Consider the following 21,540-nt stretch of genomic DNA (forward strand, 5'->3'; position numbering starts at 1 on the left):
TACGAAATTTTAAGTTAAACTCCTTTTATCCTTTCAACAAGTTTTGAGAAACCCATAAAGCGAGAAGTCCCCCACGAACTGCGTTTGACTTCAATTCCATAGGGAGCGGAAGGATTTTTTTTCAGCGCGAAAGAGAAAACAAAATTTTTCCGGTCAGCATTACAGGAAAATTCTCCGGAGAAAGCAAAACGCAAATCGTTGAAGCGAAGTTCATCATCGCAGCGCGTAAAGCAATAATAGCCGCGTGAAAAGCGGATGAGTTTTTGCACGGCTTCATTCGGAAGTAAATCTCCCGCAAGCGAATCGTTTCTCGGAATGAAAGAAAACTCTACGTCTTTTGTTTTGTCGAAGTGGGAATAAAATCCGAACCAATATCCGTTTGTGTCTTTTGCGAAAACATCCCATAAAATATTATTCAGCGGAGTGGGAGAAGAATAAAGTTCGGTGAAGTTATGATTTTGTTTTCGCAATGAATCAGAAAAAATTTTTTCTACATAAAGTTTATTGCTGATGGAAAACAAAAGATAAATTGTGCTGAGATATAATCCGAACTTCGCCCAGAATTTTCTTTTCAAAGAATCTTTTTTCAGAATGAGAATAGCAATAAATCCAATCAGCAGCGGAAGCGTGTAAAGCGGTTCCACTATGAAAAGAGAAGTGAACTGCGCGCGGTAATGGCTGAACGGCTCGAAGATTCCTGTTCCGTAAAGCGTGCAGGAATCAAGAAGAGGATGGGCGATGAGTGCGATGAGAAAAAATAAAGTCCACTCGCGAAATTCAGGCCTTTCAGGTTTTGAAAACCTGCAAGATCTTGAAAAAATCCATCCGAGAATTGGCGCGAGAAGAATCGCAAATAAAAATGAATGTGTAATTCCCCTATGAATAAACAGCGCATCCTCCGGATTAAAAAGCGGAGTGAAGAAAACATCTATATCGGGAAGATTGTTGGCAAGTGCGCCCCAGAGCATTGCCTTCTTGCCAATTTTTTTTCCGAGCATTGCTTCGCCTATGCAGGCGCCAAGAACCGTATGTGAGAGCGTATCCATCGGGCAAAGTTCGTAATTTCGCCAGTAGAATTTATGGAAATGAAAAAATACTTTTGGGGAATTCTGATAACGCTCGTTGCCGGGTTAATAGTTTGGTATTTTAAAACCATTTTTATTTATATTATCATAGCGGGAATTCTTTCTCTTATCGGGCAACCCATAGACAGATTCTATACGAAACATCTTCGTTTCGGAAAATTCAAACTCTCTCCTACGCTCAGCGCAGCGCTGGCATTTCTCACGTTGTTTCTTGTTTTTTTTCTGCTCGCTATATTTTTTATTCCGCTTATAGCGGAAGAAACAAAAATAATTTCTTCATTGGATAGAGACACTATCCTTTTATCGCTTCAGAAACCGATTGACGGAATTGAGCGGGCGCTGAAAAGTTTTAACATAGATGCTGAAGGAATAAATCTACAGGCATATATTCAGGAAAAATTAATTCCCCTTCTCAGCGTGACGAATCTTTCTTTGTTTGTAAACCAACTGATTGGAACACTTGGAGATTTTTTCATAGCTGTTTTTGCCATTTCCTTTTTAACTTTTTTCTTTTTGCGCGATGAAGAATTAATTATTCCCACCTTGTTTTCACTTGTTCCTTCAAGTTATTCTGAAAAAGTAAAAAGGGTTTGGCATGATTCGGAAAGTTTATTGAAAAGATATTTCATCGGAGTTCTTCTCGAAGTTTTGCTCGTCATCACTTTTCTTTCCATCGGGCTATGGGCTTGCGGAATACGCCATGCAATGCTGATTGCACTCTTTGCGGGACTAATGAATGTGATTCCGTATGTTGGTCCGCTCATCGGCTGTGCGTTTGCATTGTTCATCGGACTTACGACAAATCCCGATATGAGTATGCTTTCTGTGATTGTAAAAATTCTGATTGTGTTTCCGGCCGTAAATCTTTCCGATGCTTTTTTTCTTCAGCCGTTAATTTATTCCAGTTCGGTGAAAGCGCATCCGGTGGAAATTTTCCTCGTAATTCTTGTAGGCGCTGCCATCGGGGGAATTGGCGGAATGATTCTGGCAGTTCCTTCCTATACAATCCTGCGTGTGTTTGCAAAAGAATTTTTAGCAAAGAAAAAAATTCAGTAACGCCACAAGTTCCTGCTCAAAAACAAAAAATTAATTTTTCTTGAAGTATTTCATGAGTATTTGCCTTTTCGGCAACATAATTGCCATGCAACAACTATTTTATACCATTCATCGAAAAAATTTAACGAAGAAATTATGGAAATCATTTTGAAATAAAATTTTTAAGCCGTATCTTTAAAGAAGAAAAAATTAAATTATATGAAAACGATATTGGTTCCAACCGATTTTTCCGAATGTGCGCTGTATGCATTGAATTATGCATGCTACCTTGCTGAAAAAACAAATTCAAGAATTATTCTTCTTCACGTGTTGAATGTTTTTCAAATTGATTCGCCTGTACGTGAGGGGGAATTATGGATGAAACGACAACAGACGGCAGAAAGATTAACAGAAGAAGTTCCGCTAATGCTGGAGCTTTTAAGATCGGTGAGAAGAAAAATGAATGCCTTGATGAATTTACCGCAATGCAAAAAAATTTCCATGATGGATTCCATTGAAACAGGAAATATTGGCACGCGTGTAAATGCTTCGGCAAAAAAAAATAATGCCGATATGATTGTGATGGGTACGCATGGCACCAGCGGCTTGAATGAGATTTTTCTTGGCAGTAATGCCGAGCATGTGGTGCGCGATGTAGAAATTCCGGTGCTCTCCGTAAAAGAAGGACATGTGAAGCCGGAAATAAAAACAATTGTGTTTGCCACGGACTTTTCAGAAGAAACAAATTTGATTTTCCCTTCTATAAAAAACTTTGCTGAAATTTTTAATGCGGAAGTTCACTTGGTGAAAATATCTTCTGCGCCCAATTCGGCAAAGCGAGGTGAAATGAAAAAAATGCTCAGTAAATTTGTATCCGGCAATGAAAAAAATATTTCAACTCATTTTTATTATCACCAGATAAAAGAAGCGGGCATACGATATTTTGCGGATGCAGTAAATGCCGATTTGATTACACTCGGCACGCACGGAAGGCATGGGCTTGCCCTGTTTTTCAGAGGAAGTGTTGCCGAAGATGTGGTAAATCATTCTCCTCTGCCGGTGCTTACAATAAATTTTCACAAGAAGCAACTGAAAAAAATGCAATCGGGCAAAAAAATTAATGCCGAGGAAACGCTGGAAGAAACTAAAATTTCAGAAACACTTTTTTCAGGACACATTCCTGCTTTATAAAGATGGAATCAATACCTGTAATAATCCGGCTTGAACGGGCCTTCCTTTTTCACGCCAATATATTTTGCCTGCACATCGCTGAGTGTGTCTAACTCCACACCGATTTTTTTCAGGTGAAGTCGGGCCACTTTTTCGTCAAGCGCTTTGGGCAAAGTATAAACTTTGTTTTCGTATTTGGAAGAATTTGTCCAGAGTTCTAATTGCGCCAGCGTTTGATTCGTGAACGAATTACTCATTACAAAACTCGGATGACCCATTGCGCAGCCGAGATTTACTAATCGGCCTTCAGCAAGAACAATAATATCTTTTCCGTCAATTGTATATTTATCCACCTGCGGTTTAATTTCAACTTTTGTCTTTCCGTAATTTTTATTCAGCCACGCCATGTCAATCTCATTATCAAAGTGACCGATGTTGCACACAACCGTATTGTGCTTCATGGATTTGAAATGTCTTTCTGAAATGATATTATAATTTCCTGTTGCGGTTACAACAATGTCGGCTTCCTTCACAGCGTCATCCATTTTTTTCACTTCGTATCCTTCCATCGCGGCTTGCAGTGCGCAGATAGGATCAATCTCTGTAACAATCACGCGCACTTTTGTTTCCTTCAAAGATTCTGCAGAACCTTTTCCAACATCACCGAATCCTGCAACCACTGCTACTTTTCCTGCGAGCATTAAATCAGTTGCTCTGCGAATAGCATCCACTAAAGATTCGCGGCAGCCGTACTTGTTATCGAACTTTGACTTAGTAACTGAATCATTCACATTGATGGCGGGAATAGGAAGCGTTCCTTTTTCCATGCGCTCATACAAACGGTGAACGCCTGTTGTGGTTTCCTCAGATAATCCTTTCACTCCTTTGATGAGTTCAGGATATTTATCAAAAACCATATTTGTCAGATCGCCACCGTCATCCAGAATCATGTTGAGCGGTTTTCTCCCTTCTCCAAAAAATAAAGTTTGCTCAATGCACCAGTCGAATTCTTCCGCGTTCATTCCTTTCCATGCATACACAGAAATTCCTGCAGCGGCAATCGCAGCAGCAGCGTGATCTTGCGTAGAAAAAATATTGCAGGAACTCCAGGTAACTTCCGCACCCAATTCTTTCAGCGTTTCAATCAGCACCGCGGTTTGAATCGTCATGTGTAAACATCCCGCGATGCGCGCGCCTTTCAAGGGTTTTTGTTTTCCATACTCTTCGCGGAGCGCCATCAACCCGGGCATTTCAACTTCCGCCAATTGAATTTCTTTTCTTCCCCATGCTGCGAGGGAAATATCTTTCACTTTATGCTTGATGAATTTTTCCACGATAGTTTTCATTGAGATTTGTTTTTAATATTTCCTGGTAACGAATTTACGAATCTTGTTACAAATTTTACGAATCACTTTTTTAGAACGGAAGGTCATCATTCGCAGAAGGAGTCAGAATATCTTCGGAAGATTGCGATGAAGAATCTGCACTTCCTCCTTCAGATTTTTTTGCCGAGCCGAGGAATTCAAACTCGCGCACATTAATTTTTAAATTACCTACTGCTTTTCCTTCCTTATTAATGTAGGCATCGGCATCGGGCGAACCTTCTACAAAAACTTTTGTTCCTTTAGTGATGTATTGTGCGATTGTTGTAACCTCTCTCCACATGGCGCAGCGTACGTAAGTAGTGCGCTCCTGTTTTTGTCCGTTGCGGTCTTTGAAGCGCTCGTTCACCGCCACATCAAAGTTGATGACGCTGCGTCCGCCTTCGAATGCGCGAACCTCTGCATCTTTAGTTACATTGCCGATGATTTGAATTTTTTTCATGTTGTAAAATTTAGGAGGCGAAGATAATAAAATCAGAAAATCATTTAACAATACTGCTCAAAAGCCATTTTCAAATTTTCTGCAATCATGTCAGCGCTTCTTCCTTCGATGTGATGGCGCTCGATGAAGTGAACGAGTTTTCCATCCTTAAAAAGTGCAATAGATGGTGACGATGGCGGATAGGGCAAAAAATATTTTCGCGCCCGCGCGGTGGCTTCGGTATCAACGCCCGCGAAAACGGTGGTGAGTTTATCCGGTTTTTTATTTCCGTGAATGGCAAGTTTCACTCCGGGGCGCGCAGCACCTGCGGCACATCCGCATACGGAGTTTACCATGATTAATACAGTTCCTTTTGAACTAACGGCTTTATCAACTGCGTCAGGAGTTGTTAAATCTTCAAAGCCAACGTTCGTGAGTTCGGCTTTCATTGGTTTTGTGATTGCTTCGGGATACATATTTTAATTTAAGTTACTGGTTAAAAGTTTAGTTAAAGTTAGAAAAAAATCTTGATAAGTACTCTTTTAATATTAAATTTACACCTATGAAAATCTGTAGAAAGATTTATTTTGTTATACATTTTTTATTTTTCTTTTCTTTAAGCGAGGCACAAACCACAATAATTCTTCAGGAAAATTTTACAAACTATCTTGGCACATCCGCCACCGTTCCCGCAGGATGGAATTTTTCCTACAACGGAAATTATACTTCCTCCACTTTTTCAGGAAACAGCGGACCAAACTCATACAAGTTCGGAGCGACCGCAGCAAGAATCATCACGCCAAAATTTTCAAATGCCGATTCGGTTTTGTTCTGGCTGAAAGGTTCGGCAACCGACACGCTGAGTTTTCTTACGGTGGAAGAAACTTCCGACAGCATTTCGTGGAGTAGCATTTCAAAAATAATTCCGATTCCAACCACCGGAACAACTTTTCGTTTGCCGGTAAAAAATTCTTCCATTGAACTTCGTTTCACCTATACAAAATCGGCAGGCAATCTTGCGTTTGATGATTTTGCTTTGCTTCGTGACAGCACGCTTGCTTCCGGTGGATGGATAAAAGTTTATTTCAATCACCCGGTGAATACTTCTGTTTCCACAGGAGCAAATGCGATTTACTTAAATCAAACCATTGACGATACGCTTGTGCGATATATTGACAGCGCGAAATATTCTATTGATGTTGCCGTTTATAATTATTCCCAATCTCCAAGCATTGCAAATATTTCTGGTGCGATAAATAATGCGTATAGCCGCGGAGTAAAAATACGTTGGATATACGATGGCTCTTCGACCAACAGCGGGCTGGCTCAGTTGAATGCAAATATTAAAACTCTTGCAAGTCCCACTTCGGGAAATTACGGCATCATGCATGATAAGTTTATGGTAGTTGATGTAAACTCCCCGAATCAGAAAGATGCAATTGTGTGGACGGCTTCGAGCAACTGGAACTACCAGCAGTTTTACAACGATGTGAATAATTATGTCATCATTCAGGATAAAAATATTGCGAATGCTTACACAACCGAGTTCAATGAAATGTGGGGAGGAACCGCGCTTGCTCCCGATACAATACTTTCAAAGTTTGGTCCGTACAAAACAAATAATACGTTTCATGTTTTTTATGTTGGCGGAAAAAAAGTGGAAGTATATTTCCGTCCGACCGACAGTGCAGCTTCGCATCTTCTTTCTTCCATCAAAAGCGCAGACAATGATTTGTATTTTGGAATTTATGCTTTCAATTACAACACCACTGCCGATTCCATTAAGAGCAGAATTCAAAAAGGAATTTACACAGCGGGAATCATGGATGCGTGGAGCCAAACTTACTCCCCATACACAACACTTCAGCCCATGATGGGAAGCAATCTGAAAATTTTTTCGAACACGCCCACGTTGTATCACAATAAATTTTTAATTGCAGACCCGTGCAATTCTCTTTCTGACCCGCTGGTTGTGACCGGAACTTATAACTGGACAAATTCTGCGGAAACAAAAAATGACGAGAACATGTTAATTATTCACGATGATTCCATTGCGAATATGTTTTACCAATCGTTCTACCAGAACTTTTTAGATTTGGGCGGAACGCTTTCTGCTTGCACGCCAACGGGCATCAATGAAATTTCAGAAGATGAAATAAAAAATTTTCCTAATCCATCCGAAGGAAAGTTCCAAGTCTCAATCCTCAAGTCTCAAGTCTCAAGTTTGGAAATCTATAATGTAATGGGAGAAAAAATTTATTCTTTGTCCCCCTCCGGAGGGGGTGCAGGGGGAGGACTTACAATTGATTTGTCTTCTCAGCCAAACGGAATTTATTTCCTGCAAACAAATTCCGGTGGAAAACATTTCACAAGCAAAATAATTATCCAGCATTAGGAAATTATCTTTGCTAAAATGATTCTTAATTATATTTGGGTTGCCTTTTTTCTGATTGCTTTCGTTGTCGGACTTATCAAACTTATTTTCTTTGGCGATACCGAAGTATTCGGAAAAATTGTGGACGGAACTTTTTCTTCCGCAAGAACTGCTTTTGAAGTTTCACTCGGACTAACAGGCGCACTCACATTGTGGATGGGACTGATGAAAATCGGAGAACAAGCAGGCGCGATAAATTTTCTTTCGCGAATTATCGGTCCGTTCTTCAGAAGATTGTTTCCTGAAATTCCCAAAGACCATCCGGCATTCGGACAAATTATTTTAAATTTTTCTGCGAACATGCTCGGGCTGGGCAACGCTGCCACACCGCTCGGATTAAAAGCCATGCAGAGCATGCAGGAACTGAATCCCGAAAAAGAAACGGCAAGCAATTCTCAAATTATGTTTTTGGTGTTGAACACTGCCGGCTTCACGCTGATTCCCGTAAGCATTATGGCGATACGCGCGCAGCAAAAAGCAGTTGACCCCACCGATGTTTTTGTTCCGATACTGATTTGTTCTTACTGCGCAACGCTGATTGGAATCATTGCCGTTTCGCTCTGGCAAAAAATTTTAGATGGAGTAATGCTACTATGGCTTACCATTGTCACAGCCATCATGGCTGGTGTGGTTTATTTTTTTTACTCGCTTCCTCCGGCAGAAAAAACATTGTTCTCGGGCGTGAGCGGAAACATTATTTTGTTCTCCATTGTAGTGGCGTTCATTGGCGCGGGGGCGTACAAAAAAATAAATGTGTTCAGCGCGTTCATTGAAGGCGCGAAGGATGGATTTTCCACCGTGATAAAAATTATTCCTTACCTAGTTGCCATGCTCGTGGGCATTTCGGTTTTCCGCGCCTGCGGTGCGATGGATTATCTCATCAGCGGAATCTCCCACGCCATTGCTTATTGCGGATTGAATACCGATTTCACTCCCTCGCTCCCCATTGCATTTATGAAACCGCTGAGCGGTGGCGGCACACAGGGATTAACCGTTGACGCCATAAAAACTTACGGAGTGGATTCTTTTGTAGGAAAACTTTCTTCCATCATGTACGCCTCGGCAGATACTACCTTTTACATTATTGCGCTTTACTTTGGCTCAGTGGGAATTAAAAAAACACGTTACGCAGTTGCGGGCGGTTTGATTGCAGATTTTGCAGGAGTGATTGCTGCGATTTTAGTGGCGTATTTATTTTGGAAAGGAAAATAGTTCGTTTTAAAATCTTCAATTACATGAAGCAAGTATATAAAATAACATACCCAACTGGAAAAATTTACATTGGGAAAGACAGTATTGGAAGTCACAGATATTTTGGAAGCCCGGATATGGATTTTATTAATAAAGATTTTGAGAACCTTTCCAAAGAAATAAAACTTGATTACTCTATAAGAAAACAAATACTCTGGGAGTCTGAAACCGCAAGCGAGAAAGAATTATCTGAAAAAGAAGTTGAATTTATTAAACTAAATAATTCGAATGATCCCAAAATTGGCTACAATCAATGGCCAAAATTCAAAGGTTCGAATAAATAATCCCCAGGAGGCGCGAAGTTGTATTTGATATTCGCGCGAAGTATAGAAGCGCTTTCCTGAAATTAAATTACCACCCCTGCCCCTCCTTGCCTCACCCCCAACCCCTCTCCTGAAGGAGAGGGGAGAGATTGTGTGAGGATTCTTTTACCCCGACATAAATGTCGGGGCTATTAATATGAAACCCCTGCGGGGTTTTTCTTTTCTCCGTAGGAGAAAAATGTTAGTAGCCCCGTGCTTCAGCGCGGGGTGAAATAAAAACCCACACGTCATTCGGCTGTTTGCGTGAGGGATTGCAGCGGAAATCTTTTTTGTTTCAAAAAAATTGTAGCGTAAAGCCCGACCGCGCGTTTCGCGCGGGCACGCCCAAGAAAATCCCCCGCCACTTCGTGTGCGCCCCCTTTGCAAGGGGGAATTTTATTTATGCTTCTTCAAATAAATTTTCTGTCCTGCGGTGGGTTCTTGTCCGTCCGTCATGTGATTGAGTTTGTAGAGGCGGGCAGTTTTAACTCCGTATAACTGGGAAATGTAATACATGGTTTCGCCAAAGCGTGCTGTGTGAAATTCTTCTTTGTGCGAATGCCTGCGCTTGGGCTGCAGGTACACCACGTTGCCCACTTCGAGGCAGGTTTGCTTTCCGGTTTCGTTATAGTTGTGCAATTGCCAGAGGCGCATGTCGAGGTCGTACGCAATTTTGTAATACGTGTCGCCATCTTCCACCACAATATATTTTATGCCGTTGTTCATGAAAAGTTTTCGCGATGCAGAAATTTTTGAAGTGGTGGGTTTTATTATTTGCGCTTCTTCTTTTTTCTTTGCGTGTTTGTCAATTGCCATTTCCTGCATGCGGTCGTATTGATACAGTTTTAAATCATCTATGAGTTTTATCAAACGGTCGGCATAGCTTGGATCGGTGGCGTAGCCGGCTTCGTGCAACCCTTCTGCCCATCCTTTGTAATCTGTTTTCCGCAGCTCGAACAAAAAAGCATAGCGCCCTTTTGATTTCAGAAAACTGGAATGGTCATCGAAAGATCCTTCCACTTCTTTGTATTTGCGGAAGCATTCATCTTTTTTATCGTCATCCTGAATATAGGTTTCGCCTTTCCAATCATCGCCATGGCATTTTATTCCGAAGTGATTATTGGCGTACATCGCGAGCGCGCTATTGCCGTTATCGGATTCTAAAAGTCCCTGCGCGAGCGTGATGCTGGCGGGAATTCCGTTCACGAGCATTTCTTTTATTGCAGCGTCTTTATATTTCTCTACATAATCTGCACGGGTCATTTTGTATTCTGCAGGCTGGGAGAAGCAAGTTAAAAGTGACAAGTTAAAAGTTAAAAGTAAAATGCAAAATGCAGAATGTCTCATATAACAAAAATAGTTTGGAAGAATGGAAAATCAGAGTGGCGATAAACTCATTATAAACACTGCGATGTTAACTCCCTTTAGAGTTGGGGCAACTTGCCTTGTAGTCCACCTGTGTGGATGGCGATAACGGTAGAATTCTTTGGAAAATAATTTTTCTTTATCAAATCATAAATGCCGAACATCATCTTGCCTGTGTAAACTTGTTCGAGCGGAATATTATTTTCTTTTTCAAAATCAGAAATGAATTTTAAAAGTTCGGGTGTGTGTTTTGCATAACCACCGAAGTGGTAGCTTGTATTGATTTCCCCCTTTGAAGGGGGTAAGGGGGATGTTAAAAGTTTTTCGATTTCATTTTTCAAAAACCCTCCATCTTTCAAAACCGAAAACCCAATTGCTTTCTGATCTTTTCTGAGAGAAGAAATGACTCCTGCTATTGTTCCGCCAGTTCCAATAGGGCAACAAACAAAATCAAAGGGAATGTTAACATGAGAAATAATTTCAGAACACCCTTTTACTGCGAGAGAATTTGTTCCGCCTTCGGGAAGAAGATAAAAGTTAGTAAGTGATGAGGTGATTGAGTGAATTAGTTCAGAAGAGTTTTTGTTTTTGTATTCTTCTCTAGAAACGAAAATTAATTTCATCCCACAATCTTCAGCAAACTTTAGAGTTTGGTTTTTCTCCCCTCCTTCGGAGGGGTTGGGGGAGGCCAATTCATCTCCGCGAATAATTCCGATTGTTTTAAATCCAAATTCTTTTCCTGCAGCAGCAGTTGCTGTAATGTGATTGGAATATGCTCCGCCAAAAGTGAGAAGCGTATCTTTCTTCTGTCTCTTCGCTTCTTCAAGATTGTATTTCAGTTTGTACCATTTGTTCCCGGAAATAGTTGGATGGATTTTATCCAGCCGAAGAATGAACAGGTTAATTCCTGATTTTTCTATAGCGGGATTTGAAATTTTCTGCAAAGGAATTTCCATTCTCTAAATTACCTAATTTTGTTTCGATGTCTGAAGAGAATTTTTCAAAACCAAATCTCGACCCCGAAGATTATTACATGAGCGAAGATGGCTATATCGTCTTCACGGAAAAATATCATCTTAAGCGCGGCATCTGCTGCATGAGTGGCTGCAAGCATTGTCCGTATGGCTTTAATAAGAAAACGGGGAAAGTTGAAGGGAAGAAAAAAAGTTAGACATTAGCGTAATGACCACAAAAGAATTTCAAAAAATAATTAAGCAGGGAATTCCCGATAAACTCCCAGGAGTTCAAACGTATGATGTAACGCTCAACCACGCTCCGAAACGAAAAGATATTTTATCGGCAGAAGAAAAAAAACTTGCAGTAAGAAACGCGCTGAGATACTTTCCAAATAAATTTCATTCTGTCCTTGCAAAAGAATTTGCAGAGGAGTTAAAAGAATACGGACGTATATATATGTATCGTTTTCGTCCGGATTATAAAATTTACGCGCGGCCGATTTCAGAATATCCGTTCAAGTCAAAGCAAGCGGGAGCAATCATGCACATGCTTTCGAATAATTTGGATTACGCAGTTGCGCAACATCCGCACGAACTAATTACGTATGGAGGAAACGGTGCGGTGTTTCAAAACTGGGCGCAGTACTTGCTCACGATGAAATATCTGGCAACGATGACGGATGAACAAACACTCGTAATGTACAGCGGACATCCGCTTGGATTATTTCCTTCGCACAAAGATGCGCCTCGCGTTGTTGTCACGAACGGAATGATGATTCCGAATTATTCGAAACAAGATGACTGGGAAAAATTTAATGCACTAGGCGTTACGCAATACGGACAGATGACTGCAGGTTCATTTATGTACATCGGTCCGCAGGGAATTGTGCACGGAACTACGATTACGATTCTAAATGCAGGAAGAAAAATTTCCAAAGGAGAAACTGATCTCGCAGGAAAAGTTTTTGTTTCCTCCGGTCTGGGCGGAATGAGTGGCGCTCAGCCGAAAGCAGCCGTAATTGCAGGAGCAATTGCTGTGATTGCCGAAGTAAATCCGAAAGCAACACACACTCGTCATTCGCAAGGATGGGTGGATGAAGTTTTTTCTGACTTGGATAAACTCATAGCTAGAATTGATGTTGCAAGAAATAATAAAGAAGCTGTGTCGCTCGCCTATCAAGGCAATATTGTTGACTTATGGGAAAAGTTCGCAGAGAAAAATATAAAAATAGAATTAGGTTCTGACCAGACATCTTTACATAATCCATATTCGGGAGGATATTATCCCGCAGGAATTTCTTTTGAAGACGGGAAAAAAATGATGACTGAAAATCCTGCGCAATTTAAAATTGAAGTTCAGAAAAGTTTAGTGCGGCAAGTAAATGCAATAAATAAACTTGTTTTGCGAGGAATGTATTTCTTCGATTACGGAAATGCTTTTCTTTTAGAAGCGGGAAGAGCAGGCGCTGATGTATTTAAATCCTCCCCCAATGGGGGAGGACAAGGAGGGGGCTTCAAATATCAGAGTTATGTTCAGGACATCATGGGACCAATGTGTTTTGATTTTGGATTCGGTCCGTTTCGTTGGGTTTGTACTTCTGCCGATCCGAAAGATTTAGAAACAACGGATAAGATTGCGATAAAAGTTTTAGAAACTATTTACAAAAAATCTCCTGAAGAAATCAAACAGCAACTCGCAGATAACATCCGATGGATACAGGAGGCGCAGAAAAATAAATTAGTGGTCGGTTCACAGGCAAGGATTTTATATGCCGATGCAGAAGGAAGAATAAAAATCGCCAAAGCATTCAACGATGCAATAAAGAAGAAAAAAATTTCGGCTCCTGTAGTTTTAGGAAGAGACCATCACGATGTTTCGGGAACCGATTCTCCTTTCCGCGAAACAGCAAATATTTATGACGGCTCGCAATTCACCGCTGACATGGCGGTACAGAATTTTGTTGGTGATTCTTTTCGCGGAGCAACCTGGGTTTCGCTTCACAACGGTGGAGGTGTGGGTTGGGGAGAAGTAATCAACGGTGGCTTCGGGATGGTGCTTGATGGAACTAAAGATTCTGAACGAAGATTGAAGTCGATGCTTTTCTGGGATGTGAACAACGGAATTGCCCGAAGAAGTTGGGCGAGAAACAAAGAAGCCATCTTCGCTATAGAAAGAGAAATGAAACGCAGCAAAAATCTGAAAGTTACTTTGCCGAATATTGTGGACGATTCTCTTCTGAATCCGCTCTTCTGATTTTTGTACTTTTACTTTCTTAATTTCTTCCCATGAAAAATCAAAAACCAAAAATTGCCATCCTTGGCGCAGGTAACATCGGATTGTCACTCGCGAAAGGATTGGTGCAGGCGGGCAAGTACAAAGCAAAAGAAATCACCATCACGCGCAGAAATAAATCTCACTTCGGAGAAATTTCTAAACTGGGATTTACGGTGAGCGATAAAAATCCTTCTGCTGTTGCAGCAAATGAATTAATTGTGATTTCGGTTTTACCTCAGCAGTTAAATAATCTGCTTGATGAAATAAAACCTGCAGTTGATCCGAAGAAACATGTTTTGGTTTCTGTTGTATCGGGCGTGACTTCGAAAGATTTCAGTTCACGATTAGGAAAACAAGTAGAAGTGATTCGCGCGATGCCGAATACAGCCATTGCCATTCAGCAATCCATGACTTGCATTGCTTCTTCCAGCGCTTCGAAAGAAAATATGTCTTTGGTAAAATCTATTTTTGATACGGTAGGAATCACTATAGAAATTCATGAAGAGTTGATGACATCAGCCACTGCTCTCAATGCTTGCGGCATTGCATTTTTCCTCAGAGCAATTCGTGCTGCATCACAAGGCGGAGTGGAAATTGGTTTTCACGCGGAAGACGCGTTGCGCATGGCGGCACAAACTGCGAAAGGCGCGGCTTCACTTCTTCTCGTCAACAATTCTCATCCTGAAAATGAAATTGACAAAGTAACTTCTCCGAAAGGCTGCACGATTGCCGGATTGAACGAAATGGAACATGCTGGATTTTCTTCCGCGCTCATAAAAGGAATCCGGGTTTCTCAGCAGAAAGCGGGGGCGTTGTATCCGAAAGATTAAGATGAATGTAATTGTCATTGGCGGAGGTGCTGCAGGATTTTTTGCAGCGCTCTCCTGCAAAAAACATCATCCGGATTTTTCCGTAACTATTCTTGAAAAGTCCGAAAAGCTTTTATCTAAAGTAAAAGTATCCGGTGGAGGAAGATGTAATGTTACCCACGCTTGTTTTGAAAATTCTCAACTCGCAAAATTTTATCCGCGAGGCGGAAAGCAATTGAAGAAATCTTTTTTCCAGTTCAGCACGAAAGATACCGTGGAATGGTTTGAAAGCCGTGGCGTGAAATTAAAAACGGAAGAAGACAATCGGATGTTTCCGGTTACAAATAATTCCCAAACAATTATTGATTGCTTAATGAACGAAGCAAACAAACTCGGAGTTAGAATTCAGAAAGGAATTTCAATTTCTACTATCAGAAAAAAAGAAAACGGATTTGATTTATTTACCGGAGAAAAAAATATTTATGCTGATAAAATAATTATTGCTTCAGGAGGAAGCCCAAAGTTGGAAGGATTCAATTGGCTGAAAGAACTCGGACATACAATCGTTCCTCCTGTTCCATCGCTCTTCACTTTCAACATGCCGAACGAAGAAATAAAAAAACTCATGGGCGTGGTAGCAAATCCTGTCTCAGTAAAAATAAAAGGAACAAAACTTTCAAGCGAAGGCGCGCTACTGATTACTCACTGGGGAATGAGCGGCCCGGCAATTTTAAAACTTTCTTCTTTCGGTGCGAGAAATTTGAATGCGATGAATTATAAATTCGAAGTGTTAATCAACTGGGTAAATAAAACAGAAAGTGACACAAGAAATTTTCTTAAACAAGAATTAAAAACAATCAGCAAACGACAAATCGGAAATAAAAATCCTTTCGGACTTCCAAACAGGCTGTGGCTTTTCTTCCTGGAGAAAAATGAAATTGATTCTGAAACTTCGTGGAACCAACTTGCGAAAAAAAATCTGAACAAACTTATTAATACTCTGGTGAACGATTCTTACAAAGCCGAAGGCAAAACAACTTTCAAGGAAGAATTTGTAACCTGCGGAGGAATTTCATTGGAGGAGATTTCGTTTGAAACCATGGAAAGCAAAGTTTGTCCGGGGATTTATTTTGCAGGAGAAGTTTTAGATGTGGATGCAATCACTGGCGGATTCAATTTCCAAAACGCATGGACAACTGGATTCATAGCAGGCAAATTAAAAAGCAATTCCTGAAAATGTATTATTCGTAGATTCGCAGCAATTCGCCTGCCTGCCGCAGGCAGGTTATTCGCACCTATGAAAAAAGCAGAAATACAAACCGCAAAAGGAAACATGAAAGTGGAATTCTTTCACGAAGATGCTCCAAACACAGTCGCAAATTTTATAAAGCTCGCTGAAAAAGGATATTACGATGGATTGAATTTTCATAGAGTAATTCCTGATTTCGTGATTCAGGGCGGCTGCCCGAAAGGAACAGGAAGCGGAGGTCCCGGTTATAAAATAAAATGTGAAACTAATGGCGGAAATCAGTATCATGACCGCGGAGTTCTGAGCATGGCACATGCCGGAAAAGATACAGGCGGTTCGCAATTTTTTATTTGTCATAGCCGAAATAATACTTCGCATCTCGACAGAGTTCATACTTGTTTTGGAAAAGTAACGGAAGGATTGGAAGTGATTGATAAAATAAAAGCAGGAGACAAGATCAATAAAATTGTAATCACAGAAAGCAAGTAGGCAGTGGCAGCAGCAGTTTGCAGCCAACAGCTAATAGCAATTTGTAATATTCGTAACAAGATTCGTTAATTAGTAACCAGAAAATCGAACTTCTAAATGAACTTAGAATTACTAAATAAAAATGCATTGATTTGCGGAAGCACGCAGGGAATCGGCAAAGCATCTGCAATTGAAATTTCAAAATTGGGGGCGAACGTTACACTTATTGCACGCGATGAAAATAAATTGAAGGAAGTTGTAAAAATACTCGACACCTCCAAAAAGCAAAAGCATAATTACATTGTTGCAGATTTTTCAAAACCCGATGAACTGAAAAAGAAAATCGAAGCGCACACGAAAAAAAATATTGTTCACATTCTTCTGAATAATACCGGAGGACCGGCAGGCGGACCTATCATAGATGCAAAGACGGAAGAATTCACTCAGGCATTTTCGAATCATCTTATCTGCAATCATATTTTGACGCAGGCGGTGATTGACGGAATGAAAAAAGAAAAATACGGACGCATCATAAATATTATTTCTACTTCGGTGAAACAACCGATAAAAGGATTGGGCGTTTCAAATACAATTCGCGCTGCGGTGGCAAACTGGTCAAAAACTTTAGCGATGGAACTCGGACAATTCGGAATCACAGTGAATAATATTTTACCTGGCGCCACGAATACCGAACGATTAAAATCCCTTCAGGAAATCCGCGCGAAGAAAGCCGGAATGAGTTTAACAGAAGAGCAAAATGATTGGCTGAAAGAAATTCCTATAGGAAGATTTGCTGACGCTTCTGAAATTGCAAACGCGGTTGCGTTCCTTGCGTCACCTGCAGCCTCTTACATAAATGGAATAAATCTTCCGGTGGATGGGGGAAGAACCAACTCTCTTTAAAATTTTCTTATGGCAGTAACTCCATCCACCATGATTTCGCTCGGGACAAAAGCTCCTGATTTTACTTTGCCCGATACAGCTTCGGGAATAAATATTTCCCTTCATTCACTTTCAGGAAGGGCAACGGTGATTATGTTCATCTGCAATCATTGCCCGTTTGTGAAGCACGTGAACAAAGAATTAGTGCAACTGGCAAATGATTACATCCCCAAAGGAATTTCTTTCATCGCAATTTCTTCCAACGATGTTGCAAATTATCCTGAAGATTCTCCGGAGAAAATGAAACAAGCTACGAAAGATTTAAAATATCCCTTTCCATATCTCTACGATGAATCGCAGAATGTAGCACGCGCATACGATGCTGCATGCACGCCTGATTTTTTTATTTACGATAAAGATTTGAAATTAGTTTATCGGGGGCAATTGGATGATTCTCGCCCTTCAAACGGAATTCCGGTTACAGGAAAAGATATTCGTAATGCGCTTGATAATCTGCTCGCAGGAAAATTAATTTCTGCAGAGCAGAAGCCAAGCATTGGCTGTAACATCAAGTGGAAGAAGTAATCATTTAATCGCTGCAATCTTTTTGTATCTTCGCTTTCCTCTATGGAAAACAAGAAAATATCTCTCGGATTATTCGGGTTCGGCTGCGTGGGTCAAGGGCTTTACGATGTATTGAACCAATCACAAAGTTTGGAAGCAAGCATCGAAAAAATTTGTGTAAAGGATAGAAATAAAACCCGCAGGTTAGATGCAAATCGTTTTACGTACGACAAAAAAGATATTCTCTCAAGAAAAGATTTGGATGTTGTGGTGGAATTAATAAGCGACACCGATGCCGCGTTTGAAATTGTAAGCACCGCGATGAAAAACGGAGTGAGCGTGGTGAGCGCAAGCAAAGAAATGCTGGCAAAATATTTTCCCGAACTTTATAAACTTCAGCAGCAGAATAATGTTTCTTTGATTTACGAAGGAAGCGTGGGCGGAAGTATTCCCATTCTCAGAAACCTCGAAGAATATTATGACAACGAACTTTTGCAAAGTGTTCGCGCCATTCTGAATGGCACATGCAATTATATTCTTACAAGAATGGAACTGGAAGGGAAAGATTATTCTGAAATTCTGAAAGACGCGCAGGCAAGCGGTTTTGCCGAAGCAGATCCCTGGCTCGATGTTTCGGGTTGTGATGCGAAATATAAAATTCTTCTCATAGCTGTTCACGCATTCGGATTGTTGCTGAAGCCCGAACAAATTATGAATCTCGGAATTCAGAATGTGCGTTACGAAGATATTTTATATGCAAAGGAAAAAGGTTTGCGAATAAAACTTCTCACGCGCGCTGAAAAAATAGGAGACAAGTATCGCGTGTATGTGATGCCGCATTTCATAGACAAAACTTCTGAACTTTTCAATGTTCTGTATGAATACAACGCGGTGGAAGTGGAAGGAGCGTTTTCGTGCAAGCAAACTTTCACCGGCAAAGGAGCGGGAAGCCATCCCACGGGAAGCGCGGTGCTTTCAGATATTTCTGCGCTCACGTACAATTACCGCTACGGCTACAAGAAGTTGAAGAAATTTATGAATGGCAATGGTTCTGTTCCTGATTCAGCAAAACTTTTAGATACAGATTTTAAAATCAAAGTGTATGTGCGTTTCTCCAATAAATCTGAAATAGAAAAACTGGAAATTGTTTCAATAGAAGAAGAATATAAATCAGCAAAAAATAATTACATCATCGCAACAGTAAATTTTAAATCGCTGTTTCATTTCGCAGGAAACAAAAACAGCAAAGTTTTTATTTGTGCAATATAAATTTAGTTGTTGGTTGGTTGGTTTTTAGTTATAGTTCTTTTGTTGTTAGTTTTAGTTAAAAATCAAAACCGACAACTATCCAATCAAAATCATAAACCAAAAACTGAAATATGCATTTAGAAATTATCACCCCCGACAAAAAACTTTTCAGCGGAGAAGTTAAATCCGTAAATCTTCCCGGTTCTGCCGGCTATTTTGGGGTTTTGAAAAATCACGCGCCATTAATTTCCTCTCTTAAAAAAGGAAATGTAAAAGTAGTAGACGAGCAAAAGCAAACTCATTCTTTTCCTGTGAAAGGCGGTGTTGTGGAAGTTCTGAAAAATAAAATCACCGTACTCGCTGAATGAGTAAAAAGAAGATGTCCGCTGGTCGGAATTTAAAATTCCAATCCACTATTACTACTTCTTCAGCAAAAAACGAACGCCTCTTTTCAATTATTGTTTTCGCATTTGCCTTTTTAATTTACAGCAACACGCTGAATCACGGCTATGTGCTGGACGATGATGTGGTGTACCTGAAAAATTCTCTCGTGCAAAAAGGCATGAGCGGCATCAAGGAAATTTTTTCTCACAGTTTTATTTACGGCTTCACCGGCCACAATGACCAATCGTACCGCCCGATGGTGCAGGTGGTATATGCAATTGAAAAAAGTTTATTCGATAACAATCCGCACGCAATGCATTTTGTGAATGTGCTGTTGTTTGCATTATCCTGTTTGCTGCTTTATAAATTGCTTCAGAAGTTATTTGCGCGCTTTTCATTTTCATTACTCACTTCTCACTTCTCGCTTCTTGCCGCTTTGTTGTTTGCTGCTCATCCCATCCATACCGAAGCGGCTGCTAACATAAAAGGGCTGGATGATATTTTAAATTTTTTGTTTTTGATTTTATCGCTACTGTTCATCTTCCGCCATGTTGAAACCGGGAAGAAATTATTTCTCGGCCTTTCGGTTTTATTTTTCTTTCTATCGCTCCTCTGCAAAGAAATGGCGGTGACCTTTCTCGTTATTATTCCCATGACGGTTTTCTTTTTCACGAATCAATCACTGAAAAAAATATTGACAGGAATGGCGCCATATGCTGGGGCATTCATCATTTATTTCCTTATCCGGAAATCTGTGCTGGAGGTTGTAACCTTCGAAGAAAAAATGAAAGTGGTGAACAATGCGCTTGCCGCAGCAACAACCGAATCCGACAGAATCGCAACAGCCATTTACATTCTCGGAAAATATATTTTGCTTTTATTTTTTCCGCATCCGCTTTCGTGGGATTATTCTTACAACCAGATTCCGATAGTGTCTTTTACAGACATTAAAACAATTATTACACTGCTGGTTTTTGCCGCGCTGGGAATTTATGCGGCTTTAACTTTTAAAAAGAAAAATATTTTTTCATACTGCATTTTATTTTTCTTCATCACCATGTCGGTCGTGTCAAATATTTTTATCATGATTGGTTCTACGTTGGGAGAACGGTTTTTATTCGCGCCTTCTCTCGCCTTCTGCATTGCGGTTCCGTTTTTCCTTCAGCGGTTCGGAAAAAATATTTTATTTGGAAGCATCGGAGCAGTTCTTCTTTTGTTTTCCTTCAAAACTTTTACCCGCAACAATGACTGGAAAGATAATTTTTCCCTCTTTGCATCAGGCGTGGAAGCAACGCCCAACAGTTCGCGGGCAGAGAGTGCGCTTGGCTCTGCCTATCGCGACATGGCGGAAAAAGAAACAGACCCTGCCCAACGCAATGCGTTATATCAAAAAGCAATTCCCTACTATCTGAAAGCAATTGAAATCCTGCCGGAGAATACCGAAGCGCTGTACAACGCAGGTGTTACTTATTACGGAATGGGCGACAAAGAAAATGCGCTTAAGATGTACGGGCAAACTTTAAAAGTTTCTCCCGAATATACCAACGCGGCAAATAACATTGGCGTTATTTATTTTGAACGGAAAGAATATGAAACAGCAAAAAAATATTTTGAGCAGGCGCTGAAGTACCAGCCCAACAACGCAGACGCAATGGGAAATCTCGGAGCCATTAATCACAATCTCGGGAATCTGAAAGAAGCAGTTGACTATTATAAAAAAGCGCTGGCTATAAATCCTGCCAATCAAAATGTAAAAAGCAATCTTGAAAAAGCCGAACAGGCATTGGCAAATAGTCATTAATATTTTCCCGCTTGTTTATTTTTTGTGTTGCATAATTCTTCTGGCATGGTGGCAATATTAATTGCTTCGCTGAGAAGATAAGTCGGGGCGCTGCCTATATGCAGCAATTTATAATACGCTGTCTTGGCGCATGGATTTTCATCTGTAAAATAATAGGCAATATCATTTGAGATGGGAACGCCAATTCCATTTTTGGTGCCGATGGTTTCAAAATTTTTCCCATCGGAAGAACGGAAAATAATATACGTGCCGTCCGCATGTTGGTTTGCCACCAGCCATTTCAGGTACACTTTCCCTTCGTTATACGTTGCCGTGAACAGCTTTATTTCGGCAATGCTGTCTTCCACATAGCGCGTACTGTCTCCGCCTTTGGAAACATACACCAGTTGCGCTTTTGCATTTGTATTTCCCAGCAGGAAAACAGCGCAGGCAATTGCAAAAAGTTTTTTCATTTTGTTT

At 40.5% G+C, this 21,540-nt stretch carries 22 protein-coding genes; 15 read left to right on the forward strand and 7 right to left on the reverse strand.

Annotation, left to right across the window (positions count from 1 at the left end; genetic code table 11):
- Positions 1-14 precede the first annotated feature (14 nt).
- Positions 15-1,046 carry a metal-dependent hydrolase gene (locus HY063_03020; GenBank protein ID MBI3500742.1) on the reverse strand — a complete coding sequence of 344 codons (1,032 nt, stop codon included), beginning with the start codon at positions 1,044-1,046 and terminating at the stop codon, positions 15-17.
- Between the two features lie 39 nt (positions 1,047-1,085).
- On the opposite strand from HY063_03020, the gene HY063_03025 reads away from it, so the two are divergent.
- Together HY063_03025 and HY063_03030 are read left to right on the forward strand one after the other, a co-directional pair.
- Positions 1,086-2,141: an AI-2E family transporter gene (locus HY063_03025; GenBank protein MBI3500743.1), complete on the forward strand. Its 1,056-nt coding sequence runs from the start codon at positions 1,086-1,088 to the stop codon at positions 2,139-2,141.
- A 198-nt stretch (positions 2,142-2,339) separates the two neighbouring features.
- Entirely contained in the window at positions 2,340-3,311 is a 972-nt protein-coding gene (locus HY063_03030; protein MBI3500744.1) for a universal stress protein, read from the forward strand.
- Between the two features lie 8 nt (positions 3,312-3,319).
- On the opposite strand, the gene HY063_03035 is transcribed toward HY063_03030, so the two are convergent.
- From HY063_03035 to HY063_03045, 3 genes are all read right to left on the reverse strand, one after another.
- Positions 3,320-4,636, reverse strand: a complete 1,317-nt coding sequence (locus tag HY063_03035; GenBank protein ID MBI3500745.1) for an adenosylhomocysteinase — start codon at positions 4,634-4,636, stop codon at positions 3,320-3,322.
- A 70-nt stretch (positions 4,637-4,706) separates the two neighbouring features.
- Positions 4,707-5,114, reverse strand: a complete 408-nt coding sequence (locus HY063_03040; GenBank protein ID MBI3500746.1) for a single-stranded DNA-binding protein — start codon at positions 5,112-5,114, stop codon at positions 4,707-4,709.
- A 44-nt stretch (positions 5,115-5,158) separates the two neighbouring features.
- Positions 5,159-5,569 (reverse strand): BrxA/BrxB family bacilliredoxin, encoded by a 411-nt coding sequence (locus HY063_03045; GenBank protein MBI3500747.1) that lies wholly within the window; start codon positions 5,567-5,569, stop codon positions 5,159-5,161.
- A gap of 86 nt (positions 5,570-5,655) precedes the next feature.
- On the opposite strand from HY063_03045, the gene HY063_03050 reads away from it, so the two are divergent.
- From HY063_03050 to HY063_03060, 3 genes are read left to right on the forward strand one after another with little or no spacing between them, the layout of a single operon-like run.
- The gene (locus tag HY063_03050) at positions 5,656-7,488 is read left to right on the forward strand and encodes a T9SS type A sorting domain-containing protein (GenBank protein MBI3500748.1); all 1,833 of its coding nucleotides are present in this window, start codon (positions 5,656-5,658) and stop codon (positions 7,486-7,488) included.
- Between the two features lie 18 nt (positions 7,489-7,506).
- Positions 7,507-8,739: a hypothetical protein gene (locus HY063_03055; protein ID MBI3500749.1), complete on the forward strand. Its 1,233-nt coding sequence runs from the start codon at positions 7,507-7,509 to the stop codon at positions 8,737-8,739.
- A 23-nt stretch (positions 8,740-8,762) separates the two neighbouring features.
- A complete protein-coding gene (locus HY063_03060; GenBank protein MBI3500750.1) occupies positions 8,763-9,062 on the forward strand; it encodes a GIY-YIG nuclease family protein in 300 nt (99 codons plus the stop codon).
- A gap of 414 nt (positions 9,063-9,476) precedes the next feature.
- On the opposite strand, the gene HY063_03065 is transcribed toward HY063_03060, so the two are convergent.
- Together HY063_03065 and HY063_03070 are read right to left on the reverse strand one after the other, a co-directional pair.
- Positions 9,477-10,427 carry a glucosaminidase domain-containing protein gene (locus HY063_03065; GenBank protein MBI3500751.1) on the reverse strand — a complete coding sequence of 317 codons (951 nt, stop codon included), beginning with the start codon at positions 10,425-10,427 and terminating at the stop codon, positions 9,477-9,479.
- Between the two features lie 77 nt (positions 10,428-10,504).
- Positions 10,505-11,401, reverse strand: a complete 897-nt coding sequence (locus tag HY063_03070; GenBank protein ID MBI3500752.1) for a 1-aminocyclopropane-1-carboxylate deaminase/D-cysteine desulfhydrase — start codon at positions 11,399-11,401, stop codon at positions 10,505-10,507.
- A 26-nt stretch (positions 11,402-11,427) separates the two neighbouring features.
- Between HY063_03070 and HY063_03075 the strand changes: the two genes are divergently transcribed.
- The 10 genes from HY063_03075 to HY063_03120 all read left to right on the forward strand — a co-directional run bounded on the left by HY063_03075 (position 11,428) and on the right by HY063_03120 (position 21,081).
- The gene (locus tag HY063_03075; GenBank protein MBI3500753.1) at positions 11,428-11,616 is read left to right on the forward strand and encodes a hypothetical protein; all 189 of its coding nucleotides are present in this window, start codon (positions 11,428-11,430) and stop codon (positions 11,614-11,616) included.
- Positions 11,617-11,627: 11 nt separating this feature from the next.
- Positions 11,628-13,655, forward strand: coding sequence for a urocanate hydratase (locus HY063_03080; protein ID MBI3500754.1), 2,028 nt, complete (start codon positions 11,628-11,630; stop codon positions 13,653-13,655).
- Between the two features lie 32 nt (positions 13,656-13,687).
- On the forward strand, positions 13,688-14,506 hold the full coding sequence (proC, locus tag HY063_03085; GenBank protein MBI3500755.1) for a pyrroline-5-carboxylate reductase: 819 nt from the start codon (positions 13,688-13,690) through the stop codon (positions 14,504-14,506).
- 1 nt (position 14,507) lies between these two features.
- Entirely contained in the window at positions 14,508-15,719 is a 1,212-nt protein-coding gene (locus HY063_03090) for an NAD(P)/FAD-dependent oxidoreductase (GenBank protein ID MBI3500756.1), read from the forward strand.
- Between the two features lie 63 nt (positions 15,720-15,782).
- On the forward strand, positions 15,783-16,223 hold the full coding sequence (locus HY063_03095) for a peptidylprolyl isomerase (GenBank protein ID MBI3500757.1): 441 nt from the start codon (positions 15,783-15,785) through the stop codon (positions 16,221-16,223).
- 96 nt (positions 16,224-16,319) lie between these two features.
- The gene (locus HY063_03100; protein ID MBI3500758.1) at positions 16,320-17,105 is read left to right on the forward strand and encodes an SDR family oxidoreductase; all 786 of its coding nucleotides are present in this window, start codon (positions 16,320-16,322) and stop codon (positions 17,103-17,105) included.
- Positions 17,106-17,114: 9 nt separating this feature from the next.
- Positions 17,115-17,669, forward strand: a complete 555-nt coding sequence (locus tag HY063_03105) for a thioredoxin family protein (protein ID MBI3500759.1) — start codon at positions 17,115-17,117, stop codon at positions 17,667-17,669.
- Positions 17,670-17,711: 42 nt separating this feature from the next.
- Positions 17,712-18,917, forward strand: a complete 1,206-nt coding sequence (locus tag HY063_03110; protein MBI3500760.1) for a homoserine dehydrogenase — start codon at positions 17,712-17,714, stop codon at positions 18,915-18,917.
- 110 nt (positions 18,918-19,027) lie between these two features.
- Entirely contained in the window at positions 19,028-19,264 is a 237-nt protein-coding gene (gene atpC, locus HY063_03115; protein ID MBI3500761.1) for an ATP synthase F1 subunit epsilon, read from the forward strand.
- Positions 19,261-21,081 (forward strand): tetratricopeptide repeat protein, encoded by a 1,821-nt coding sequence (locus tag HY063_03120; GenBank protein MBI3500762.1) that lies wholly within the window; start codon positions 19,261-19,263, stop codon positions 21,079-21,081. Before atpC ends, HY063_03120 begins: the two co-directional genes overlap by 4 nt.
- On the opposite strand, the gene HY063_03125 is transcribed toward HY063_03120, so the two are convergent.
- The gene (locus tag HY063_03125) at positions 21,078-21,533 is read right to left on the reverse strand and encodes a hypothetical protein (GenBank protein MBI3500763.1); all 456 of its coding nucleotides are present in this window, start codon (positions 21,531-21,533) and stop codon (positions 21,078-21,080) included. The genes HY063_03120 and HY063_03125 overlap by 4 nt on opposite strands.
- Positions 21,534-21,540 lie beyond the last annotated feature (7 nt).

This window comes from Bacteroidota bacterium, from assembly GCA_016195025.1.
Taxonomy (GTDB): domain Bacteria; phylum Bacteroidota; class Bacteroidia; order Palsa-948; family Palsa-948; genus Palsa-948.

Bases quoted from the DNA above. Each gene is read 5' to 3' on its own strand.
- HY063_03020 (MBI3500742.1), bottom strand. From the start codon at position 1,046: ATGGATACGCTCTCACATACGGTTCTTGGCGCCTGCATAGGCGAAGCA.
- HY063_03025 (MBI3500743.1), top strand. From the start codon at position 1,086: ATGAAAAAATACTTTTGGGGAATTCTGATAACGCTCGTTGCCGGGTTA.
- HY063_03030 (MBI3500744.1), top strand. From the start codon at position 2,340: ATGAAAACGATATTGGTTCCAACCGATTTTTCCGAATGTGCGCTGTAT.
- HY063_03035 (MBI3500745.1), bottom strand. From the start codon at position 4,636: ATGAAAACTATCGTGGAAAAATTCATCAAGCATAAAGTGAAAGATATT.
- HY063_03040 (MBI3500746.1), bottom strand. From the start codon at position 5,114: ATGAAAAAAATTCAAATCATCGGCAATGTAACTAAAGATGCAGAGGTT.
- HY063_03045 (MBI3500747.1), bottom strand. From the start codon at position 5,569: ATGTATCCCGAAGCAATCACAAAACCAATGAAAGCCGAACTCACGAAC.
- HY063_03050 (MBI3500748.1), top strand. From the start codon at position 5,656: ATGAAAATCTGTAGAAAGATTTATTTTGTTATACATTTTTTATTTTTC.
- HY063_03055 (MBI3500749.1), top strand. From the start codon at position 7,507: ATGATTCTTAATTATATTTGGGTTGCCTTTTTTCTGATTGCTTTCGTT.
- HY063_03060 (MBI3500750.1), top strand. From the start codon at position 8,763: ATGAAGCAAGTATATAAAATAACATACCCAACTGGAAAAATTTACATT.
- HY063_03065 (MBI3500751.1), bottom strand. From the start codon at position 10,427: ATGAGACATTCTGCATTTTGCATTTTACTTTTAACTTTTAACTTGTCA.
- HY063_03070 (MBI3500752.1), bottom strand. From the start codon at position 11,401: ATGGAAATTCCTTTGCAGAAAATTTCAAATCCCGCTATAGAAAAATCA.
- HY063_03075 (MBI3500753.1), top strand. From the start codon at position 11,428: ATGTCTGAAGAGAATTTTTCAAAACCAAATCTCGACCCCGAAGATTAT.
- HY063_03080 (MBI3500754.1), top strand. From the start codon at position 11,628: ATGACCACAAAAGAATTTCAAAAAATAATTAAGCAGGGAATTCCCGAT.
- proC (MBI3500755.1), top strand. From the start codon at position 13,688: ATGAAAAATCAAAAACCAAAAATTGCCATCCTTGGCGCAGGTAACATC.
- HY063_03090 (MBI3500756.1), top strand. From the start codon at position 14,508: ATGAATGTAATTGTCATTGGCGGAGGTGCTGCAGGATTTTTTGCAGCG.
- HY063_03095 (MBI3500757.1), top strand. From the start codon at position 15,783: ATGAAAAAAGCAGAAATACAAACCGCAAAAGGAAACATGAAAGTGGAA.
- HY063_03100 (MBI3500758.1), top strand. From the start codon at position 16,320: ATGAACTTAGAATTACTAAATAAAAATGCATTGATTTGCGGAAGCACG.
- HY063_03105 (MBI3500759.1), top strand. From the start codon at position 17,115: ATGGCAGTAACTCCATCCACCATGATTTCGCTCGGGACAAAAGCTCCT.
- HY063_03110 (MBI3500760.1), top strand. From the start codon at position 17,712: ATGGAAAACAAGAAAATATCTCTCGGATTATTCGGGTTCGGCTGCGTG.
- atpC (MBI3500761.1), top strand. From the start codon at position 19,028: ATGCATTTAGAAATTATCACCCCCGACAAAAAACTTTTCAGCGGAGAA.
- HY063_03120 (MBI3500762.1), top strand. From the start codon at position 19,261: ATGAGTAAAAAGAAGATGTCCGCTGGTCGGAATTTAAAATTCCAATCC.
- HY063_03125 (MBI3500763.1), bottom strand. From the start codon at position 21,533: ATGAAAAAACTTTTTGCAATTGCCTGCGCTGTTTTCCTGCTGGGAAAT.